5 protein-coding genes are annotated in these 4,451 nt (G+C 75.7%); 1 reads left to right on the forward strand and 4 read right to left on the reverse strand.

Translation table 11 applies throughout. The features are described 5' to 3' along the window. Positions 1-67 precede the first annotated feature (67 nt). Positions 68-865, reverse strand: coding sequence for a glycerophosphodiester phosphodiesterase family protein (locus E1284_RS38760; RefSeq protein ID WP_131945117.1), 798 nt, complete (start codon positions 863-865; stop codon positions 68-70). A 104-nt stretch (positions 866-969) separates the two neighbouring features. Here E1284_RS38760 and E1284_RS38765 point away from each other — a divergent pair, with 104 nt between their 5' ends. After that, positions 970-1,191 (forward strand): EF-hand domain-containing protein, encoded by a 222-nt coding sequence (locus E1284_RS38765; protein WP_131945118.1) that lies wholly within the window; start codon positions 970-972, stop codon positions 1,189-1,191. Between the two features lie 6 nt (positions 1,192-1,197). Here E1284_RS38765 and E1284_RS42745 read toward each other — a convergent pair whose 3' ends face one another. From E1284_RS42745 to E1284_RS38785, 3 genes are all read right to left on the reverse strand, one after another. Beyond that, on the reverse strand, positions 1,198-3,036 hold the full coding sequence (locus E1284_RS42745) for an MFS transporter (RefSeq protein ID WP_207924208.1): 1,839 nt from the start codon (positions 3,034-3,036) through the stop codon (positions 1,198-1,200). 153 nt (positions 3,037-3,189) lie between these two features. Continuing rightward, positions 3,190-3,996 carry a rod shape-determining protein gene (locus tag E1284_RS38780; RefSeq protein ID WP_165965601.1) on the reverse strand — a complete coding sequence of 269 codons (807 nt, stop codon included), beginning with the start codon at positions 3,994-3,996 and terminating at the stop codon, positions 3,190-3,192. After that, positions 3,993-4,310, reverse strand: a complete 318-nt coding sequence (locus E1284_RS38785; RefSeq protein ID WP_131945120.1) for a TraR/DksA family transcriptional regulator — start codon at positions 4,308-4,310, stop codon at positions 3,993-3,995. Before E1284_RS38785 ends, E1284_RS38780 begins: the two co-directional genes overlap by 4 nt. Positions 4,311-4,451 lie beyond the last annotated feature (141 nt).

Raw genomic sequence — 4,451 nt, forward strand, 5'->3', positions numbered from 1 at the left:
GGAGGTAGGGGCGCGGGCCGGTGTGCCGGACGGGTCGGAGGTGTCGTCCGCGGCCACGGGGGTCTCCTCAGGCGGTGGCCTGGGGCCACAGGCCGCGGGCGGACATGATGCGGCGGAGGGTCAGGAGCTCGTCGGTCATGATGCCGTCGATGCCGATGTCCAGCAGGCGCTTCATCGTGGCGGGGTCGTTGACCGTCCAGGCGTGGACCTGCAGGCCGAGGCGGTGGGCGTGGTCGATGAACGCCTCGGTGACGAACGGGACGGGCCCGAGGCCGTAGGGGACCTGGGCGCAGGCGACCCCGGTGGAGGCGAGCCGGACGAGCTTGGCCGCGGGCCCGCCGTAGGAGCGGGCGCGCAGCGCCATCAGGCCGCGGGGGCCGAGGGCCGTGCAGACGTCGCGGTCGGTGAACAGCGGCAGGCGGGCGCGCATCTGGGCCAGGCGGCGGGTGGAGAACGAGGTGATGCAGACCCGGTTCCAGGCGTTGGTGCGGTGCAGCGTCGTGGCGAGCGGGCCGATGACGTGGGCGTCCTTCAGGTCGATGTTGACGCGGGCGTCCGGGAAGGAGCCGAGGACGTCCTCCAGGCGGGGGATGGGCTCGGTGCCGGCGATGCGGGCCTTGGAGACCTCCGCGTAGGGGAGCCGGGAGACGGCGCCGGTGCGGTCGGTGACGCGGTCCAGCGTGCGGTCGTGGAAGGCGACCACGACGCCGTCGGCGGTGGCGTGGGCGTCGGTCTCCAGGTAGCGGTAGCCGAGGTCGGTGGCGCGCTGGAACGCCGCCATGGAGTTCTCCGGGCACCCCGCACCACCGCGGTGGGCGAAGGGGATCGGGCCCGGATGGTCGAGGAACTCATGCGAGTGGCGCACCCGTCCGATTATGGCGGACCGGACGATCAAGCCTGACCTTACTACGTAAAGGCCGAGGGCGTGGTGCTACGGTCGCCCCGCGATCGATCAACCAAGGAGCAGCCATGGCGAACGCGGACGACTACAGGGCGACCTTCGAGCTGGTGGACGTCGACGGCGACGGCTACATCTCGACGGCCGAGTTGAAGAACCTGATGAGCAAGCTCGGCCACGACATCACCTCCACGCGGGCGGTGGAGGTGGTCGTGGCCGCCGACGCCAACGGGGACGGCAAGATCTCCTTGGAGGAGTTCACCGCGCTGATGGAGGGGGCGGCCCGCTCCTGACCGGGCTCAGGCCGGCCGGCGCCGGATCTTGAGGGCGTTGTCGACGCGGGTCATCGTGGTCCCGTCCGGGGCGGTCTGGAGGCGTTCGTTCTCGGCGCTGAGCAGCACGTCCCAGGCGCCGTCCGGGAGACCGAGGGACGCCAGGACCTCGTCGGCGGTGGGCAGGTGGACGTGCGGGTGGGCGTCGGGGTCCCAGGGCGGCGGCCCGGCGTGCCCGGCGACGAGCAGGACGCCGCCGGGGGCGACGGCCGCGGCGGCGTGCCGCAGGATGGCCTCGCGCGGCATCGCCGCGTCGAGCGAGTGCAGGAACATGGCGGTGACCAGGTCGTAGGCCCCTTCGGGGAAGGACTCGGCAAGGTCGTGCCGCTGCCAGTCGACGCGGTCGGCGACGCCCGCGTCCGCCGCGTGGCGCGCGGCGCGATCGAGGGCGGTGCGGGAGATGTCGGTGCCGGTGACGCGCCAGCCCCGCCGCGCCAGCCAGATGGCGTCGGCGCCCTCGCCGCAGCCGAGGTCCAGGGCGGTGCCCGGTGCCAGGCCGGTGACCTCCTTGACGAGGACGGCGTTGGGGTTGCCGCTCCAGACGTGGTCGTGCTCGGCGTAGCGGGCTTCCCAGAACTCTGCGTTGCTCATGGTCTCGTCCATGCCCCGATGATGCGCCGGGAGTTTTCGTTCCGGCGAATCGCGTTGCCGTTCCGGCAAAAGCCGCAGTGCCGCGGCGGCGGCTACGGCCGGGGCCGCGGCGAGCGCGTAGCAGAGCGGCAGGGGCAGCGCGTCCAGCAGGACGCCGGTCGCGGCCGTCCCGCCGGCGGTGCCGAGGTTCAGCGCGGTGTTGACCCAGGCCGCCGCGCGGGTGCGGGCGGCGGGCGGTGCGGTCGCGTCGGCGATCAGGTAGGCGGTGGCCAGGGTCGGGCCGATGAACAGCCCGGCCGCGCACGCCGCCGCGGTCAGCGCGAGGACGGACGGCGCGAGGCCCGCGGCGGCCAGCGCGATCCCGAGCGGGCACAGGAGGGCGGCGAGGCGGGCGCGTCCGGGCGCGGAGCGGCTCAGCGCGCCGTAGGCCAGGCCGCCGAGGGTGCTGCCGACCGCGAGCGCGGCCTCCACCCAGGCGACCGCGGCGGGCTGCTGGTGGTGCCGGGTGAACGCGACGGCCAGCAGGCCGGCCGAGCCGAGCACCACGCCGGTGGCCACCGCGGCGGCGGACGGGGCGAGCGGGACGGCGCGCACGCGCGGCCCCCGGCGGCGCGCGGGCGGCCGCGGCCCCACCGCCGGGGAGGTGATCAGGCCGGCGGTCCCGGCGATGACGAGGCCGGCGCTCAGCGCGATCCCGAGGGACGGTGAGGCGACCGCGGTCAGCAGCCCCGCCAGGAGCGGGCCGACGACGAAGACCAGTTCCTCGCAGACGGTGTCGAGGCTGTAGGCGCGCCGGAGCAGCGGCCCGTCCGGCACGAGGACGTTCCACAGCGTCCGCATGACCACGCCCAGCGGCGGCATGGTGGCGCCGGCCGTCGCGGTGAGCGCGGCCAGCAGCGGGAACGGGGCGCCGGGACGCCAGGTGAGGACGGCCAGCGCGGCGAGGATGAGGGAGTAGGCGGCGGCCATCGGCGGCAGGGCGCGGCGCGGCCCGTGCCGGTCGATGAGCCCGGCGCGCAGCGGCGACAGGACCGAGACGGTGAGGCCGAGCAGCGCCAGGAGCGCGCCGGCGCGGGCGTAGGAGCCGGTGGCGGCGGTGAACGCCAGTGTCAGGGACAGGAAGACCGTCCCGTAGGACAGGCGTCCCAGCAGCGCGAGGGCGAAGGTGCGGAAGGCGTGCGGCGTGCGCAGGACGGCCGCGTACGACGGTGTCACGGGAGTGTTCCTCGGAGAAGCCCGCGGAGGGCGGTTTACGGGGACGCCGGAGGCCGCCGCGGTCCGCGGCGGCGGGGCGTTCTACCCGTAGATGAGGAACTGCACGGGACGTAGCGTAGCGTACCGGTCGCCCGTACCGGTCGCCCGTACCGGTCAGGCGCGGGTGAGGCGCCAGGCGTCGGGGGAGCGGCAGGCGTGGGCGAGGCCGCGGATGGTGGCGCGGGCCGGGTCGCGCGCGATGGTGATGGTGAGGCTGATCTCGGCGGTGAGGCGGCCCGGCAGCGACGGCAGCCGGGCGCCGCCGCCGGTGAGCAGGAGGCCGCCGTCGCGGGCGGTGCGGCGCAGCGGGGCGGGCAGGTCGGTCAGCAGGTGCTGGACGCCGGCGGCGAGCCGCTCGCGGACGTGCTCGGGCAACCGGGGTGCGTGGTGGCCGGCCTGCCGGTCCGGGACGTACTGGATGGACCGCGCGGAGTGGACGCGGCCGCGCATGACGACGGCCATCTCGACGATGCCGGCGCCGATGTCGATGATGAGCCGGGGCCGCGGGTCGCCGACGGCGATGCCGGCGCCGATGGCGGCGGCGAGCGGCGCCTCCATGGTCCGCACGGGGCAGCCGGCGGCCGCGCGGACGGCGTTGGCCGCGCGGCCGAGCTGGGTGCCGCTGGCGGCGGCGGGCACGGCGAGCAGGACGTGCCGGAGCCGCAGGCCGGGGTCGGCCTCCATGAGCGTCAGGCGGGTCAGCCGGGTGCAGGCGCCGGCGTCGGCGACCATGCCGTGCTCGATGGGGCGGGCCGGGACCGCGCGGGCGCGGCGGCGACCGGTGGTGATCTGGACGGGGCCGCCGACCGTGGACGGGCGGTCGACGATCACGTCCAGGGCGGGCACGCTCGCGCGGATGCGGCTGCTGCCGAGGTCGAGGGCGGCGCGCGGGCCGTCCGGCGGCGCCGTGGCGGTGGTCACCGTCGTCGCTGCTGGCAGTTCACGCAGCGGCGGGCGTACGGGATGATCTCCAGGCGGCCCTCGGGGATCGGCTTGCGGCAGTCCTCGCACAGGCCGTAGGTGCCGTCGCCGAGGCGGGCGAGGGCGGCGTCGATCTCCTCCAGGTTGCCCTCCAGGGTGCCGCGGCGGGCCATGACGGCCTCGTCGGGGGCGCTCTCGCCGGCGAGGAGCTCCAGTTCCGCGATGTGGGTGCGGCGCTCCTGTTCGAGCAGCTCGCGGGCCTGCGAGGCCGCCGCGCCGCCGGGTGCGCCGTTGACCGCGCTGTTGACCGTCATCGCCATGGGCTCCCTTGCAGGTCGGTGTCGGGGGTCGCCGGGGAAAATACGCGGCGAACTTCCACCATGCGGCAAGAGGGCGTGAACGGCCATGGGGGCTGGCACCCATTTGCGGTGGGTGCGGGGGTGCAGGTGCGGGCG

The organism is Actinomadura bangladeshensis (assembly GCF_004348335.1).
Classification (GTDB): domain Bacteria; phylum Actinomycetota; class Actinomycetes; order Streptosporangiales; family Streptosporangiaceae; genus Spirillospora; species Spirillospora bangladeshensis.